This window comes from Pseudoalteromonas sp. Z1A6, assembly GCF_011378745.1.
GTDB lineage: Bacteria > Pseudomonadota > Gammaproteobacteria > Enterobacterales > Alteromonadaceae > Pseudoalteromonas > Pseudoalteromonas arctica.
Genome location: NZ_WTKW01000054.1, coordinates 1 through 16,466, shown reverse-complemented (window position 1 = coordinate 16,466; position 16,466 = coordinate 1). Strand labels below are relative to the sequence as shown.

Genomic DNA, 16,466 nt, shown 5'->3' with positions numbered 1-16,466 from the left:
GATTTAGCAAAATCTCTTGAGCCAGACTTGTGATCAAGAGACAGCTATTAGCGCCTTTTTTAGTTAGTTAAAAACTTACTTATAGTTTTCGTAAATTTTATCGAGCGGTTCTGATAAACCACTTTCTTGCACTATACGTACATGTTCACGTTTTAATTCGCGTGCACTAGTCACACCACAAGAATGAGCTATTAGCCCAGCTCCGTAATGAATGTATTTATTATAGTTAGCTACTCGTTGCGCTTTATCAGCTACATTTAAGCCGCGTTGCAAACGCTCGTTATGCGTAGTGATCCCGGTCGGACAGGTATCTTTATTACATTGCATTGCCTGAATACAGCCCAGTGCAAACATATGCCCTCGAGCCGATACAACAAAATCAGCACCGAGCGCTAACGCCCAAGCCACCTTTGAAGGAACAATTAATTTACCAGACGCGATTATTTTAATACGATCTCGCAGTCCATGTTTTTCAAGCATATTAACTACAAGCGGTAAACTTTCGCGCAGTGGTAAACCCACTGAATCCATAAGCGGTTGTGGTGCTGCGCCCGTACCACCATCAGCACTATCTATGGTAATAAAGTCAGGCGCGGACTCTATACCACGGTGGTTTATTTCAGCGAACAACGTTTCTAACCATCCGTAAGCACCAATAACGGCTTTAAACCCTGTAGGTTTACCTGTCGCGTTACGCACAGTGGCAATCATATCGAGAATATCGGCTGGGTTTTTAATTTCAGGATGACCATTGGGGCTAATAGAATCTTGCCCTTCTGGTATGCCCCTAATTTTAGCTATTTCGGCGTTAACTTTGCGCCCTGGTAACATACCGCCTTTACCTGGTTTTGCACCTTGGCTCATTTTAAGTTCAAACATTTTTACTTGTTCATGAGCCGCTATTTCTTTTAGCTTTTCGGTACTTAAATTTCCATGCTCGTCTCGTGCACCATATTTAGCTGTACCAATCTGAAACACTAAATCGGCACCACCTTCTAAGTGATAAGGACTTAACCCCCCTTCACCGGTGTTCATCCAACAACCCGCTAGTTTTGCCCCTTTTGATAAGGCTCGTACAGCTGGCTTTGAAAGCGCACCAAAACTCATACCAGACACATTGAATAACGAGTTGGTCGTGTAAGGTGTTTTACAGTATGGACCCAAAGTAACATTACTCGGGTCGAGCGCTTCTTCGTCTAAAGTAGGAAATGCACAGTTCATAAACATAACCGTACCAGTTACTTCTAAGCTTTGCGTGGAGCCAAATGCAGCCGTACGGTCAACATCTTTTGCTGCACGATAAACCCAACTTCGCTCTGCGCGGTTAAACGGCATTTCTTCTCTATCTTGAGCAAAAAAGTACTGTCTAAAAAACTCACCTTGGCGTTCAAAAAAATATCGAAAGCGACCAATAACAGGGTAATTACGTCTAATTGCATGCTTGGTTTGTGTTACATCTCGAATATAAAAAACGACAACGATTAAAACCAATAACCCTAAAACAACAATAAACATACTTGCAAATACATCAATACTAAACATTATAAAATTACTCACCCAAGGCCCCTTGATGACTGTTTTTAAAATAAAAAAGTGCTATACCACCAAAATGACATAACACTTTTATTTGTTCAAGGCTTTAACTGCCTTATATCTAATTCTGTTGTTTAGCTAACTCTGCTTTTATATATAAACGCACTTGCGTTTCAAGTACCGATAAAGGCACTGAACCATGGCGTAATATTTGATGATGAAATTCACGAATATCAAAGCTTTTTCCTAGCGCTTGCTCTGCTTTAATGCGTAAACGCTTAATAGTAAGCTCACCTATTTTGTACGAAAGCGCCTGTGCAGGCCATGTTATATAACGATCGGTTTCTGTTTTAACGTTATGCAACGAAAGCGCTGTATTTTCGCTCATAAAGTTCATGGCACGCTCGCGACTCCAGCCATACATATGCATACCTGTATCAACAACTAAACGCGCTGCTCGCCACATTTCATACGTTAAACGACCAAAACGGCTATATGGGTCTTGATAAAAGCCTGCCTCTAAACCTAAATACTCAGAGTAAAGCCCCCAACCTTCGCCAAATGCCGAGAGGTAAGCATCACGGCGATAGCTCGGCAGATTTTCAAGCTCTGCATTAAGTGATATCTGTAAATGATGACCTGGCACGGCTTCGTGCAGCGTTAATGCTTCTAAAACATACAAAGGGCGCTTATCTAAAGCGTAAGTATTTACCCAATAATACCCTGCTTCATCATCTCGATTAGAGCCTGAATATCGACCGGTTGTGTATTTAGGTGCAATACTTGCCGGTACAGGTGCTACACCATAAGGTTTGCGCGGTAAGGTATGAAATAATTTAGGCAGTTGTGCATCCATTTTTTTAGCAATATAAGATGCTTCTTTTAAAAGTTGCTCTGGTGTTGTGGCGTAAAATTGTGGATCAGTGCGTAAAAAGTGGATAAATTCGGCAAACGTGCCTTTAAAACCTACTTCTGCTATTACGTTTTCCATTTCACTACGAATTCGCTCAACTTCTTTTAAGCCAAGTTCGTGAATCTCTTTAGGTGTCATATCGGTAGTGGTGTAGTACTTAGCTCTATTTTTATAAAACGCTTCGCCATTAGGTGTATCTGATATACCAATACTTGTACGTGCACCAGGTCGATATTGCTGCGTAAAAAACGCTAAATAATCTTTATAAGATTTTATAACCTCTTCTTTTATAATATTTTTAGCTTTTTGTTGTAGTGCTTTAAATTCACTTTCACTTAAACCAGCTGTGTTAGTTAAAAATGGTTTATAAAATTCAGACGTAGTTACATCGTCAACAATGTAAGCATTAATTGAATCTTCATAACCTTCTAATACAGCTCTAGGTTGAGTAAGCCCTGCCTCAAGCCCTTTTTTCATCCAATACATGTTTTGCTCAAAAAAGCGTGGAACTTGCGCCAATCGTGCAAGATACACTTGGTAATCTTCCGGGTTTTTATATTGAGAGCTATTTATTATGTACGACAAACCAGAATGAAACCCATATTCAGAGGTGAGCGGCATATAGTGCGCATTAAATACATATTCATCGACACTGTTTTGTACTTGAGCTCGAATAATATCGAAGTTAATTTGATTTTCATCGCTTAGCTTTTCAATATTAATAGTGTCTAATTCAGCAAGTAATCGCGTTTTATTTTTATATTCTTGCGCTAAAAATTCAGGGGATAAATTTGGTAATAAATAACCTTCAACACCACCTACACTATCGTAAGGGTTAATACTTTCTCTATAATCAACAATACTTTGCGCTACTTGAGTAAATTGTTGATCTGAATTTTGCATGGTCATTTGGCATGCACTTAATGAGCACAAAACCGTGATACCAAATAAAGATTGGCGAAGGGGCTTAATTAAAAAATGATTCATTATAATGTAACTTAGCAGTGTTATTAATTTCATAAAGCTATCGTAGGGTAAATAAATAGCAAGTAAATGAGACCAACCTCATAGTAATAATCCCTACTTATACCAAGTGTATTAATACGTTACATACATTAAATGAAGTAAAAACCAGCCTAATTGATGAGAAAAACAGCGATTAAGCTGCTAAAGCAAAATTTAAGTTCCCTAACTATCGTTTTTGCTTTTAAATAGCCCGGATAATGATTACTGTATAAAAAATAATAAAAAGCTCGGACGCATAACCGCCTCATGGAATGAGATATTTTAAAATTTGCACTTATGCGTACTTAGTTGGTATTTAAAATGATGTTCCATGATTCCATGGCTATTGCACAAGAAAAAATGACCAAAGTGTGTGTTTTTTTAGAGCGCTATACGCTCCCACCTACGCCGCTGAATTATCAAGTTATTTATGCTTATACCAGTCAAACTAATCTCAAGCTAAATAAAGCTTTAGACCGTGCTATCGCTGTTGAAAACAATATAGATAGCGTTTTAATTGAACAACTACATTCTGAGTTTTTAAATACTGGCCACAAAGCGCAAGTCAACATGATTCAAAATGTTGATGGTGTTATAAACTCACTTTCTCAAAATTCTCAAGCTACTGAAAAGCAAATAATTCGCTTTGCGGGCCAAGTGAGCGAATGCGTACATTCGCTAGATGAGAACAACATAGAACAAAGCCGTCAAGCGCTTGAAGTTCTTCATAATCAAACCGCCGAATTACTCAACCAACATAAGCAATTTAAGCAAGAACTAAGCAAAGCCAAACAACTACACGAAAAAACACAAAAGCAGCTAACTCAACTTCGTAAACAGCATATTATTGATAGCCAAACAGGGCTTTATAAGCGCCATTATTTAACGCAACAAACCCAAGTGTGGACTAATCAACAAAAATCTATTTGCGCAATAGCGATTCAAATAGACAACCTTGATCACTTTACTAAAAATTATGGTGATATTATTGGTGAAGTCATTTTGAGTAAAGTCGCTAAGCAAGTGCAAAAATATGTTTTTCAAAGTGGCTTACCTGGTCGCACAGCAAAAGATCAATTTACTGTTCTCCTCGCCGACATAGACCCAGATACAGCTAATGTTATTGCCGAAAAAGTACGAAATGGGGTCGAAAAGCTACGCTTTGTTAGTTCAAAAACAGGTATCAAGCTACCAAGTATTGGCTTATCACTAGGAATTGCTCAGCATCAGCAAGAAGATGATTTTAATCAATTAGCAAAAAAAGCATCTCATGCGGCTTTTAAAGCACGTTCATTAGGTCAAAGTAGTTACACTGCAGGGCAATAAATTACCTGATAAATCATATTCAAATTGCACCTACTGTGTACAATAAAGTACACTAACCTCTATTGTCACGATAGAGATTAATCATGAACGAAACCGAACAAAAGACCACGCATTTTGGTTATAAAACAGTAGCCGAGAACGATAAAGCTTCTATGGTTGCTGATGTATTTCACTCAGTAGCTGCAAAATACGATGTAATGAATGATTTAATGTCTTTTGGTGTGCATCGTTTATGGAAACGTCAAACTATTGCAAGCTCAGGTGTTCGTAAAGGCCATCATGTACTCGATTTAGCCGGCGGCACTGGCGACTTAACGGCAAAGTTTAGCCAATTAGTGGGCGAAACGGGTCAAGTTGTTTTGGGTGATATAAACTCATCTATGCTTAAAGTTGGTCGTGAAAAACTGCATAATCTTGGATTAGTGGGCAATATCGACTACGTACAAATGAATGCAGAAATGCTACCGTTCCCAGATAATAGCTTTGATGTGATCACTATTGCCTTTGGCTTACGTAACGTTACCGATAAAGACAAAGCATTACGCTCTATGTACCGCATTTTAAAGCCAGGTGGTCGTTTACTTGTTTTAGAGTTTTCAAAACCAGAGCATGACGTACTTAGTAAAGCTTACGATTTTTACTCATTTAACTTATTGCCAACAATGGGTAAGCTAGTTGCTAACGACAGTGAATCGTATAAGTATTTAGCTGAATCTATTCGTATGCATCCAGATCAAGACACGCTAAAAGCGATGATGGAAGATGCAGGCTTTGAGCAAACAACATATCAAAACCTCACTGGCGGTATTGTTGCGCTACACCGTGGTTTTAAATATTAAGGCTAGTAGTTATGGCGCTTGAGAAAACAACAAAAAATAATAATGATGCAATGCCATCTGAATTTTTTATGTTACCTAATTTTGTACTTTCGCTTATTGAGCGTGTACTAAATCAAGCACTTAGCCTTGACCCACAATTACCTCAAAAGCTAAGCGCAGTTAAACATCAGCGCTTAGTGGTTGAAATAAGAGACTGGCAACAAAGCATTCAACTTGTTTATAGCGCTGAGCAATTACACTTATACAGTGCTCAAAGCAATGAAAACGCAGATTGTATGATCAGCGCCGACATAGATACGCTTTTAGCGCTCAAAAACCCAGCAATGCTTACCCAATTAATTCGCCAAGATAAGCTCGACTTGCAAGGCGACTTAAATATTGCGCAAACTTATAGTAATGCGTTTTCAGACATTGATATTGATTGGCCTGAGCAGTTTTCTAAATATATTGGCGATACCCCCGCTCAGCAGTTATACCTGCACTTAAAAAAACTAAAACAAAACGGCAGTAAAACCAATACTAAAATAAGTACAATGCTTACAAGTTTATGCCAAGATGAGCTCGCAATTACTATTCATCCATTAGAGCTTGAGCAGTTTAAACAAACAAATAGAGAGCTCAAAGGGCAAGTGGCTGCCGTTGAGCAGCGCATAAATGCTTTATTAAACTCTTTTTCATCTCCGAAGCCTCTCTAAGGATTTTTTGTGTCGACTGCACGTTTATATAACATCACCAAAACGTTACTTAGCTATGGGCTAGACGAACTAATTCCAAAACATAAGATCCCTTGGTTTGGTAAAGTAGCTCGCGGCAGTTTATTTTGGCTACGTAATCAACACAAAGAAAAATCACATGGTTTACGCTTACGTTTAGCACTGCAAGAGCTTGGCCCTGTTTGGATTAAATTTGGTCAAATGCTCTCAACCCGTCGTGATTTACTTCCGCATGATATCGCTTTAGAGCTGGCGTTTTTACAAGACCAAGTGGAACCTTTTGAAGGTGAGCTAGCTCAAAAAATAATTGAAAAAGCACTCGAAATTAACGACATTAGCGAATTGTTTAGTGAGTTTTCACAAACACCATTAGCGTCAGCATCAATAGCACAAGTGCATACAGCAAAGCTGATTGATGAACACAGCATTGAGCAAGATGTCGTAATTAAAGTCATTCGACCAAATATTCACGAGCAAATTAATGCAGACTTGGCGTTAATGGAAAAACTTGCCAAAGTCCTCGCTAAGGTACACAACGAATCAAAACGTCTTCGTCCTGTCGAAGTTGTTAAGGAGTATAAAAAAACGCTTCTTGATGAGCTCGATTTAATGCGAGAAGGCGCAAATGGCATACAGCTAAAGCGTAACTTTGAAGGTTCTGAATCATTGTATATACCTGCAGTGTATAGTGATTACAGCCGCAGTAATGTACTTGTAATGGAGCGTATTTACGGTATACCCGTATCTGATAAAGATGCGCTTATGGCGCAAAACACCAATATGAAGTTATTGGCTGAGCGTGGCGTAGAGGTATTTTTTACGCAGGTGTTTAGAGACAGCTTTTTTCATGCTGATATGCACCCAGGCAATATATTTGTTTCTCGCGAGCATCCTGAAAACCCAATGTATATCGGTATTGATTGCGGTATTGTTGGTACTTTAAGTAAAGAAGACAAACGCTACTTAGCCGAAAACTTCATTGCCTTTTTTAATCGCGATTACCGCCAAGTAGCACAGTTGCATGTTGATTCTGGCTGGGTACCACACGATACCAGTATTGAAGAGTTTGAATTTGCGATTCGCACTGTATGCGAGCCTATATTTAATAAGCCCCTTGCTGAAATTTCATTTGGTCACGTGCTCGTAAATTTATTTAATACCGCACGTCGTTTTAACATGCAGGTACAACCACAGTTAGTCCTACTACAAAAAACCTTATTATACGTTGAGGGATTAGGGCGTCAGCTGTATCCGCAACTCGACTTATGGAAAACCGCAAAGCCCTTTCTAGAAGATTGGGTAAAGCAACAAGTCGGTCCATTATCTATATTGAAACAAATGTATGCTAACTTACCATTTTGGGCTGAAAAAATGCCTGAGTTACCCGATCTAATTTACCAAAATTTAAAGCGTGCACCACACGCTCATCAACCTCAAGAACAAAAGGTATCTCATAAACCTTTAATTTTAGGTTTATTTGGTAGTGCTACAATGATCATGGCAACACTTTGTTATTTACAGTACGATTTAGTAGCTGCAAGTATTGCAATAGGCTTATCTGTTATTAGCTTTATAGCAGCATGGCGCAGCGCATAAACTGAGTGCTATTTACGCTATTTGGCGTATAATTAGTATTTAAAATAGACATTTAACCATTTTATATATTGGAGAAAACCATGGGTTTTGGTGGTATTAGTATTTGGCAATTATTAATTGTTTTGGCTATCATAGTTTTGCTTTTTGGCACAAAAAAACTACGCGGTATGGGTGGTGATATTGGGGGCGCTGTTAAAGGCTTCAAAAAAGCAATGTCGGATGATCAAGCTAACGAGCAAGAAAAATCAGAGCAAATTCAACAATCAGAAAAAAGCACCGTTGGCGACTCAATCAATACTGAAAAAAACAAAGATAGCAATAAGGTTTAATTAGTATGGGGATGTGGGAACTTGTTGTTGTTTTTATTGTTGGCTTAGTGGTGCTCGGCCCTGAGCGCTTACCTGTTGCTATTAGAACAGTGAGCAAATGGGTTAAAACCGCTAAATCACTTGCCAACTCGGTAAAAGCCGAAGTAAGTGAAGAACTGCGTATTCATGAACTTCACGAAAACCTTAAAAAAGCAGAACAACAAGAACTAAAAGACTTAAGCCCTGAGCTACAAAGTTCATTAACGGAGCTACAAAAAGCGGCTGAGTCAGTTACTCACAGCTACAAAAAAACACAACCTGATACATCAAATAGCCAACAACTTGATGAAAAAAAGTGAAATTTATCTCTCACTTTGTGGTCAACTTACTACATGGTATAAAAAATAATGGTTGAGGAAGTAAAATCGGGGTTTGTATCTCATTTAATTGAGTTACGTGATCGACTGATAAAAGCGCTATTGAGCATTTTATTATTTTTTATCGCGCTGTTTTATTTTAAAGATAATATTTACGAACTTATAGCTGCACCATTAGTGGTTCATTTACCTAATGGCGCGACCATGATAGCTATAAATGTGAGTGACCCTTTTATAGTCCCTATGATGCTTACTTTTTTTGTTGCGGCTTTATTATCTACTCCATGGATACTTCATCAAATTTGGGGGTTTATAGCTCCTGGCTTGTACCAAAATGAAAAAAAAATGCTAATACCTATACTAATCTCAAGCGTTGTCTTGTTTTATGGGGGTATCGCTTTTTGCTACTTTGCAGTACTACCAATTATATTAGGTTTTTTTACAAGTACAGGTCCCGAAATGATGACTCTAGCACCCGATATCGCTAGCTATTTAGGGTTCGTATTAAAACTATTTTTTGCATTCGGTGTCGCTTTCGAAATTCCAGTAGCTATTATGCTGCTATGCTGGAGTGGCGCAACAACAACAAAAAGCTTAAAAGAAAAGCGCCCTTATATCGTGGTGGGTGTATTTGTAGTGGCAATGTTTTTAACACCGCCTGATGTTTTATCACAAACATTATTAGCATTTCCGATGCTTCTTTTGTTTGAACTAGGTTTAATTTTAGCAAAATTTTATACCGCCAAACCACAAAAAGAATCTGAGGAATAAAATGAAAAAACAACTACTCTCACTATTGGTTTTATTAAGTACCCCAACTTTTGCTGCGCAAACTGAATTTAATACTCAGGCCCTGCAAGCATGTAGCTTTATTGAAAATGACTTTAACCGATTACTTTGCTATGACAATACAATTGCTGGTAAATCACTAACAAAGCCAACAATAACAAAAACACTCACTCCACCAACGGCTAACAATGTACCTCAAGCCGTAGCTGCTGCACCAATGCAAGCAAAGGCAAAAACTGACGATTTTGGCTTAGAGCACAAAGAATCACAGGTAGAAAAAGAGACTGAAATTAAAGCTATGGTTACTTCAGTGAAAGAAGCAGCTTATGGCGAGTTAATTATTTCGCTAGATAACGGCCAACAATGGCGTCAAATTGGCTCTGACAGCATGCGTTTAAAAGAAAACGATACAATTGTAATCAGCCGCGGTGCATTCAACTCCTTTTTACTGAAACAAGACGGTAAAAACCGCTCTATTCGCGTTAAACGTACTAAATAATGTCATATACGTTAATTGATGCTGGAGTTAACTTAACTAATCATCAATTTGATGACCAGCATTATGATGTAATTACCCGTGCAAGCGAAGCCGGTGTTACAAATATGCTTATTATAGGTTGTGATATTGCGAGTAGTCAGCAATCACTTGAACTTGCGATAAAACATCTCCAATATTCTACGGCGGGTGTCCACCCACATGATGCTAAATCGGCGACGAATGAATTAGAAGCACAATTAACTGCACTTGCAAACAATAAGCAAGTCATAGCGATTGGTGAATGCGGCCTTGATTATAACCGTGACTTTTCGCCTCGCGATGTACAGCGTAGTGTTTTTAGACGCCACCTAGCACTTGCCGAAAAATTAGATTTACCTGTTTACTTACATGAACGTGATGCAAGTGACGACATGCTAAGTATTTTAAAAGAGTTTAATATTCGCGGTGTACTCCACTGCTTTACGGGTAACTCAGCAGCTCTAAAGCAATATTTAGATTTAGGTCTGTATATTGGTATAACGGGTTGGGTATGTGATGAAAGGCGTGGTAAAGATTTACAACAACTAGTGCCTAGCATTCCTCTAGATCGATTATTAATAGAAACTGATGCACCATTTTTAATTCCACGAACAGTTAAGCCAAAACCTAAATCGCGTAAAAATGAACCCGCTCTGCTTCCTTATATCTGTCAAACGGTTGCACAACTTTATCAAATAGATGAAGAAGTTGTGGCCCACAAAACTACAGAAAACTTTTACAATGTTTTTGGTTTAAAGAGCTGCTAATGGCGTGCGCAAAAGCATTACTAAGTTTATTGATGCTTCTTTGCACTTTTTGCTCTTTCGCAAGCCCTGTAATAATAAAACATGATTTTAACTCCCAAGACATTAATAACCTGCATTACTCTTTTGAACCAACTTCGCTATTAGATGCACAACAAAGTAGCCATATACAGTGGCAAAAAAACACAGGTAAACCTCTTAACCTAGGTCTTGAGCAGCGTTCTGTATGGATGAAATTTAAAATAAAAAACACGCTTAGTTATGATACCGAACAACTGTTGTCACTAAACAACCCTCTGCTAAACGACGTTCAAGTATATCAGTTACATAACTCGCAATTAATTTCTCACACCCAAATTGGCGATGGATACCCCCTTAATAAACGTGCGATTAAGAGTGAATCTTTATTAGTTAAACTAATTAGCCCTGCAAATAGCGAAACCATTATTATTATGAGAGTGACGAATAGCTCCGGCTTGCGAGTCCCTTTAACGCTGTGGCAACCAGAAGCTTATTTGGCACATAAAGGTAAACTTAATTTACTCTATGGCTTATTGATTGGTTTTATATTTTCTTTAGGCGTGAGCTGCTTAGTTTTATATAGTTTTTCACGTAAACGTTATTTTGTTTATGCTGGTTTAATTACCCTCACATTAGGTAGCTTATTAGCCTACATTTGTGGCTTTGGCCTGAAATATATTCACCCTAATTTGCCAGTGTTACAGCAAGTTATGATCCCTATATTACTTATGCTTATTGCTTTAATGTTTTTGCCTTTACAAAAGCAAATTTGCCATCCAAAGCCCTCTTTTTTACTAACGGTTCAAAAAGTGATAGTTAATGCATTAGGTGTCTCGTTATTGTTTATTTGGCTATTTCCAACCCATATAGTGACACTATTTTGCTTAACTACTATCCCAATCGTTTTAGGCTTTTATATTGCAACTACACTTATGTGCATACGTTTATCACCTTCTAAACCTAATAAAGCGCTACTGCTCGTATTAGTTTTTTTCTTGGTGGTGATGCTTTATTTTATTGTTGCAGTAATAGGGTTATACGCCTTTGACAGAAGTACATTAGCATTTGTATTTACATGCTTTTTTAGCTGCACATTTTGTCTATGCTACAGTGTAATGAAGTTATTTATTTTGCAACGTGATGAAGAAGTAATTGCTCAGCAAACCTTGATTGCTGAAAATGCAGCTCAAGATACGCTACTTAAAGAACGCTTAAAGTTACAAGAAAAAACACGCCAAGAACTCGAATCACAAGTCGACGAACGCACCTTTGAATTACAAGTTACACTCAGAGAACTTGAAGAAAAAAACCGCTCACTTGAGTTACTCAATACCGAAGACGCTTTAACCGGAATAAAAAACAGACGCTTTTTTGATAAAAAGCTAATAATGGAGATTCGTCGGTCTCGCCGAGAACAAACGCCGCTTAGTATTGTTATGCTTGATATAGACCGATTCAAAAGCATTAACGATACATACGGACACATAATTGGCGATCAAGTTATTAAAGCTGTATCTGACCTTATAAAAGATCATTTAAAGCGACCACTCGATGAAGTTGCTCGTTATGGCGGTGAAGAGTTTGTGGTGCTATTACCTAATACCCCCAGCGAAGGTGCACAAGACATAGCTGAAAAAATACGAGCAGCTATCTCAGCCAGTACAGTAACGGTTGCCAATAATGATATTCAATTTACAATTAGCGCTGGTGTATACACCAGCATTGCTGATGATGTTAGCAGCCCTCAAATTTTTACTGAGTGCGCCGACAAAGCACTTTATTACGCAAAGCAACATGGCCGTAATCAAGTAATCACTTTTCCATTACCACAGTAGGAGCATATTAATATGGCCCAATCAGGATTAGACCTTTTCCCGTATACTCGCATGCGCAGAATGCGCCGCAGCGACTTTTCTCGCCGCTTAATGGCCGAAAACCAACTTAGCGTAAACGATTTAATTTACCCTGTATTTGTACTAGAAGGTAAAAATCGTCGCGAAGCAATTGAATCAATGCCTGGTATTGAACGTCTATCGATAGATTTACTATTACTTGAGGCAAAAGAACTTGTTGATCTTGGCGTACCTGCCGTTGCTATTTTTCCGGTAACCCCTGCGGACAAAAAATCACTATTTGCCGAAGAAGCATATAATGACGATGGCTTAGTGCAACGCACTGTTCGCGCTTTAAAAGAAGCCTTTCCTGAGTTGGGTGTAATTACTGATGGTGCACTTGATCCATTCACGACGCACGGCCAAGACGGCATTATTGATGACACAGGCTATGTAATAAACGACGTAACCACCGAAATTTTAGTTAAACAAGCACTCTCGCATGCAGAAGCGGGCGCTGATGTAATTGCCCCTTCGGACATGATGGATGGCCGTATTGCTGCAATTCGTGAAGCACTTGAAGCTGATGGGTTTGTACATACCCGTATTATGGCCTACTCAGCTAAATATGCATCTAGCTACTATGGCCCATTTAGAGACGCAATAGGTTCTGCTGGGAACTTAAAAGGTGCCGATAAAAAAACCTACCAAATGGACCCAGCAAACTCTGATGAAGCAATACGTGAAGTCGCATTAGACTTACAAGAAGGCGCTGATATGGTCATGGTTAAGCCTGGCATGCCTTATTTAGATATTGTACGTCGTGTTAAAGACGAGTTTGGTGTACCTACTTTCGCATATCAGGTAAGTGGCGAGTATGCAATGCACAAAGCAGCTATTGATAACGGTTGGTTAAGTGAGGAAGCTACTATAATGGAGTCTTTACTTGCATTTAAGCGTGCAGGCGCTGATGGAATATTGACCTATTTTGCTAAGCAAGCCGCACAATACCTAGCTAAAAAGTAAGGTTTTTATAAAAAGGCGGCTAAACCGCCTTTTATTTACATTCGTTTACATTTTTGTATTATTTTCGTCATATTTATTCTCTAAACTGGTGTCCCATTTTGGGATTAATACACGGGAATAATAAAAAAATGTTTAAAACAAAAATAACACCACTCGCACTTGTTATAGCTAGTCTCAGTGCACCAGCCTCTGCAGATCTAATCATTTCAGAATACATAGAGGGAAGCAGTAATAATAAAGCAATTGAGCTTTATAATAATGCACCTACCTCAATAGTACTTGATGGATACACATTAGGACTGTATTCAAACGGTAGCGATACTGTAGGAAATTCTATTGCTTTAACAGGTGAATTAGCTGCAAATACAACATACGTAATTGCCAACTCCGGCGCAATTGAAGACATACTAAGTATTTCCGATACTACTAGCACTGTTACATTTTACAACGGTGACGATGCTCTTGTGTTAACAAAAGATGGTATTGTAGTCGATAGCTTTGGTCAAGTGGGTGTAGATCCAGGGTCATTTTGGTCTGATGCCTCAGCACAAACGCAAAACAAAACACTCCGTAGAAAAGACAGTATTACAACAGGCCGCACTGATTCAACATCAGCGTTTAGCCCTAGCGATGAATGGGTTCAATTTGATATAGATACATTCGATGGATTAGGTTCTCATTCTGGTTCTGAAGGCAGTGCTCCTGAACCAATTCCAGAACCAGAACCACTTGAACCACTTGTTTGTGGCGCAGAAAAAGTACTAATTAACGCTATACAAGGCGATAGCTCTGCAAGCCCGCTTGTTAATACTTTAGTAGAGTTTGAGGGTATTGTAACCGCAGACTTCCAAGATGATGATCAATTAAAAGGCTTTTTCGTTAGCTCACTTGCTGCTGACATAGATGCAAATCCTCTCACCTCTGAAGGTGTATTTGTTTATTTTGCAGATATTGACGTAAACGTAGGCGACCATGTACGTGTACAAGGTACTGTAGAAGAATATTTTGATGCAACACAAATCGGCAGTGTTAGCCAAGTTGCCGTATGTGGCACTGGTTTAGCTGCAGCAGCTACAAAAATCACTTTACCTTTAGCTGATACAACTGATTTAGAAGCTTTTGAAGGTATGTTAGTTACATTAGAACAACCATTAGTAGTAACTAATAACTTTGGCCTTGGTCGATATGGTGAAGTTGAATTAGCAACAGAACGCTTGTATCAAGGTACCCAAGTTGCATTACCTGGAGATGCAGCTAATGCAGTTGAAACTGAAAATCTACTTAAAAAGATTTTACTAGATGATGGCTCTACAGTACAAAACTTAGACCCTACAGCCTACCCAACTCCAGGCTTATCAGCAGAAAATACATTACGTACTGGCGATACAGTTAATACGGTTACGGGGGCACTTGCTTATAGCTTTAGCCTTTACAGAATCCACCCAACTGTAGCACCTTCGTTTATTGCAACAAATGCACGTGAAAATGCGCCTGAACTTAATGCTGAAGCAGATTTACGTGTAGCTAGCTTTAACGTACTTAATTACTTTAATGGTGATGGCCAAGGCGGAGGGTTCCCGACAGCCCGAGGTGCAGATTCAGAAGCTGAATTTACTCGCCAAGAAGCTAAAATTGTAAGTGCCATTAGCGCTATCCAGGCCGATGTTGTTGGTTTAATGGAAATTGAAAATGATGGTTTTGGCGAATTTAGTGCAATTGCAAGCTTAGTAGATGCGTTAAATGACGCTGATAGTGCTAACAACTATGCATTTGTTGATTTTAACGTAGATCAAATTGGTACCGATGCAATTACTACCGCACTTATCTATCGTACTAACAAAGTAGAAGAAGTAGGTACTGCTGCTATTACGACTGAGGCTCCATTTGATTTTAGTAACCGTGCTCCAATTGCACAAAGCTTTAAATCATTAGAAACTGATGAAGTATTTACTGTTGCTGTGTCACACCTTAAATCTAAAAGCTGTGGTAGTGCTTCTGGAAACAATGCAGATTCAGGTGATGGACAAGGCTGTTGGAATGAAATACGCACAGAAGGTGCTAATGCATTCGCAAATTGGCTTGATAGCAAACCAACCGGTGTTGACGACGAAGATACTATTTTAGTCGGCGATATGAATGCTTACGCAATGGAAGATCCTATACGTGCATTTGCTGATAAAGGCTACAAAAATGTAGTTGCAGAAATTGATGGTGATACGCTTGGTTATTCTTACAGTTTTTCTGGTCGCGCAGGTAGTTTAGATCATGCAGTAGCTACCCAATCACTACTTAGCAAAATTGTCGCAGCAACAGATTGGCACATCAACGCAGATGAACCTATTTCTCTTGATTACAATGTAGAGTTTAAAAGCGAAGGTCAACAATCTAGTTTGTACTCTGAAAGTGCATACCGCGCATCAGATCACGACCCTGTAATTATTGATATTAAATCTGAAATCACTTTAACACCTGAAGAACAAACGCCAGTTATTAAAGCTGATCAAGTTTTTGCAGTCGATGAAAACAGCGCAATTGGAACAATTATCGGCACACTCGATTTTAGTGATCCAAATGCCGATGAATCACCAGTTGTTAAATTTATTACATCAGATAATGACAGCGTTTCTATTAACAATCAGGGGCAGCTAATTGTTGCTGGAGAGATTGATTACGAATTTGAAAATCGTATTACTTTAACAGTGCAAGCTCAGGATAGCGTGGGTAACTTATCTAACGTTGAAAAAGTAGCCGTGAAAGTAAATAACTTACGCTCAGATGATGATAATGATGCAGGTTCATTATTATGGTTATCACTTCTTTTAGCACCACTATCAATAGTGCGTCGATTTAAAAAGAAATAACTAAGTTAGATCTAAACATTTAAAAGCCGCTCTTGCGGCTTTTTTA

The 16,466-nt window shown here is 38.7% G+C and carries 14 protein-coding genes; 12 read left to right on the top strand and 2 right to left on the bottom strand.

All coding sequences use genetic code 11. The features are described from left to right. Window positions 1–75: 75 nt before the first annotated feature. Both GQR46_RS05515 and GQR46_RS05510 read right to left on the bottom strand, forming a co-directional pair. Complete coding sequence (locus GQR46_RS05515; protein WP_007579865.1) at window positions 76–1,542, bottom strand: FMN-binding glutamate synthase family protein; 1,467 nt, start codon at window positions 1,540–1,542, stop codon at window positions 76–78. A gap of 112 nt (window positions 1,543–1,654) precedes the next feature. Further along, window positions 1,655–3,433, bottom strand: coding sequence for a DUF885 domain-containing protein (locus GQR46_RS05510; protein ID WP_165740321.1), 1,779 nt, complete (start codon window positions 3,431–3,433; stop codon window positions 1,655–1,657). Window positions 3,434–3,790: 357 nt separating this feature from the next. On the opposite strand from GQR46_RS05510, the gene GQR46_RS05505 reads away from it, so the two are divergent. The 12 genes from GQR46_RS05505 to GQR46_RS05450 all read left to right on the top strand — a co-directional run bounded on the left by GQR46_RS05505 (window position 3,791) and on the right by GQR46_RS05450 (window position 16,420). Beyond that, window positions 3,791–4,777 carry a GGDEF domain-containing protein gene (locus GQR46_RS05505; RefSeq protein WP_165740323.1) on the top strand — a complete coding sequence of 329 codons (987 nt, stop codon included), beginning with the start codon at window positions 3,791–3,793 and terminating at the stop codon, window positions 4,775–4,777. Window positions 4,778–4,860: 83 nt separating this feature from the next. Beyond that, complete coding sequence (gene ubiE / locus GQR46_RS05500) at window positions 4,861–5,616, top strand: bifunctional demethylmenaquinone methyltransferase/2-methoxy-6-polyprenyl-1,4-benzoquinol methylase UbiE (RefSeq protein ID WP_024589468.1); 756 nt, start codon at window positions 4,861–4,863, stop codon at window positions 5,614–5,616. An 11-nt stretch (window positions 5,617–5,627) separates the two neighbouring features. Beyond that, window positions 5,628–6,311, top strand: a complete 684-nt coding sequence (locus GQR46_RS05495; RefSeq protein WP_165740319.1) for an SCP2 sterol-binding domain-containing protein — start codon at window positions 5,628–5,630, stop codon at window positions 6,309–6,311. Window positions 6,312–6,320: 9 nt separating this feature from the next. Then, on the top strand, window positions 6,321–7,925 hold the full coding sequence (ubiB, locus tag GQR46_RS05490; protein ID WP_165740317.1) for a ubiquinone biosynthesis regulatory protein kinase UbiB: 1,605 nt from the start codon (window positions 6,321–6,323) through the stop codon (window positions 7,923–7,925). Window positions 7,926–8,005: 80 nt separating this feature from the next. Then, window positions 8,006–8,254, top strand: coding sequence for a Sec-independent protein translocase subunit TatA (gene tatA, locus GQR46_RS05485; RefSeq protein WP_165740315.1), 249 nt, complete (start codon window positions 8,006–8,008; stop codon window positions 8,252–8,254). Window positions 8,255–8,259: 5 nt separating this feature from the next. Further along, window positions 8,260–8,592 carry a Sec-independent protein translocase protein TatB gene (gene tatB / locus GQR46_RS05480; protein ID WP_024609389.1) on the top strand — a complete coding sequence of 111 codons (333 nt, stop codon included), beginning with the start codon at window positions 8,260–8,262 and terminating at the stop codon, window positions 8,590–8,592. A gap of 48 nt (window positions 8,593–8,640) precedes the next feature. Beyond that, window positions 8,641–9,381, top strand: coding sequence for a twin-arginine translocase subunit TatC (gene tatC, locus GQR46_RS05475; protein ID WP_024593819.1), 741 nt, complete (start codon window positions 8,641–8,643; stop codon window positions 9,379–9,381). 1 nt (window position 9,382) lies between these two features. Then, window positions 9,383–9,898, top strand: coding sequence for a hypothetical protein (locus tag GQR46_RS05470; RefSeq protein ID WP_165740313.1), 516 nt, complete (start codon window positions 9,383–9,385; stop codon window positions 9,896–9,898). Then, window positions 9,898–10,683, top strand: a complete 786-nt coding sequence (locus tag GQR46_RS05465) for a TatD family hydrolase (RefSeq protein ID WP_165740311.1) — start codon at window positions 9,898–9,900, stop codon at window positions 10,681–10,683. The genes GQR46_RS05470 and GQR46_RS05465 overlap by 1 nt, the downstream gene beginning before the upstream one ends. Further along, complete coding sequence (locus GQR46_RS05460) at window positions 10,683–12,536, top strand: diguanylate cyclase (protein ID WP_165740309.1); 1,854 nt, start codon at window positions 10,683–10,685, stop codon at window positions 12,534–12,536. Before GQR46_RS05465 ends, GQR46_RS05460 begins: the two co-directional genes overlap by 1 nt. A 12-nt stretch (window positions 12,537–12,548) precedes the next feature. Next, window positions 12,549–13,559, top strand: coding sequence for a porphobilinogen synthase (gene hemB, locus GQR46_RS05455; protein WP_024609387.1), 1,011 nt, complete (start codon window positions 12,549–12,551; stop codon window positions 13,557–13,559). A gap of 128 nt (window positions 13,560–13,687) precedes the next feature. Continuing rightward, window positions 13,688–16,420: an ExeM/NucH family extracellular endonuclease gene (locus tag GQR46_RS05450; RefSeq protein WP_165740307.1), complete on the top strand. Its 2,733-nt coding sequence runs from the start codon at window positions 13,688–13,690 to the stop codon at window positions 16,418–16,420. The last annotated feature ends 46 nt before the right edge of the window (window positions 16,421–16,466 follow it).

Bases quoted from the DNA above. Each gene is read 5' to 3' on its own strand.
- GQR46_RS05465 (WP_165740311.1), top strand. From the start codon at position 9,898: ATGTCATATACGTTAATTGATGCTGGAGTTAACTTAACTAATCATCAA.
- tatC (WP_024593819.1), top strand. From the start codon at position 8,641: ATGGTTGAGGAAGTAAAATCGGGGTTTGTATCTCATTTAATTGAGTTA.
- GQR46_RS05495 (WP_165740319.1), top strand. From the start codon at position 5,628: ATGGCGCTTGAGAAAACAACAAAAAATAATAATGATGCAATGCCATCT.
- GQR46_RS05450 (WP_165740307.1), top strand. From the start codon at position 13,688: ATGTTTAAAACAAAAATAACACCACTCGCACTTGTTATAGCTAGTCTC.
- GQR46_RS05470 (WP_165740313.1), top strand. From the start codon at position 9,383: ATGAAAAAACAACTACTCTCACTATTGGTTTTATTAAGTACCCCAACT.
- GQR46_RS05460 (WP_165740309.1), top strand. From the start codon at position 10,683: ATGGCGTGCGCAAAAGCATTACTAAGTTTATTGATGCTTCTTTGCACT.
- tatA (WP_165740315.1), top strand. From the start codon at position 8,006: ATGGGTTTTGGTGGTATTAGTATTTGGCAATTATTAATTGTTTTGGCT.
- ubiE (WP_024589468.1), top strand. From the start codon at position 4,861: ATGAACGAAACCGAACAAAAGACCACGCATTTTGGTTATAAAACAGTA.
- GQR46_RS05505 (WP_165740323.1), top strand. From the start codon at position 3,791: ATGGCTATTGCACAAGAAAAAATGACCAAAGTGTGTGTTTTTTTAGAG.
- GQR46_RS05510 (WP_165740321.1), bottom strand. From the start codon at position 3,433: ATGAATCATTTTTTAATTAAGCCCCTTCGCCAATCTTTATTTGGTATC.
- GQR46_RS05515 (WP_007579865.1), bottom strand. From the start codon at position 1,542: ATGTTTAGTATTGATGTATTTGCAAGTATGTTTATTGTTGTTTTAGGG.
- hemB (WP_024609387.1), top strand. From the start codon at position 12,549: ATGGCCCAATCAGGATTAGACCTTTTCCCGTATACTCGCATGCGCAGA.
- tatB (WP_024609389.1), top strand. From the start codon at position 8,260: ATGGGGATGTGGGAACTTGTTGTTGTTTTTATTGTTGGCTTAGTGGTG.